General features: G+C 55.4%; 1 protein-coding gene. It reads right to left on the bottom strand.

The features are described 5' to 3' along the window. Positions 1-269: aldo/keto reductase (locus H6B10_RS16215; protein WP_204652446.1), on the bottom strand; the 269-nt coding region annotated here is incomplete at both ends.

The raw sequence follows: 269 nt of genomic DNA on the forward strand, positions 1-269 counted from the left end.
TGCTTCGGCAGACAATCCGGTGATCAGCCGCCCGCCCCGCAGGGGTTCCATAATGATCACCGGAATCCCCTTGGCAGCCGCTGCTTCCAGTCCCTTACGCCCTGCCTGGGTGTGTTCATCCAGATAATTGTATTGAATCTGGCAAAAATCCCAGTCATAGGCGTTCAGCAGTTCCAAAAAAGCCGCTGTATCGCCGTGAAAAGAAAAACCGATGCGACCGATGGCCCCTGCCGACTTTTTCTCCTCAATCCATTCCCGCACACCCAGGC

It is taken from the genome of Gemmiger formicilis, assembly GCF_016901605.1.
In the GTDB taxonomy this organism is placed as follows: domain Bacteria; phylum Bacillota; class Clostridia; order Oscillospirales; family Ruminococcaceae; genus Gemmiger; species Gemmiger formicilis_B.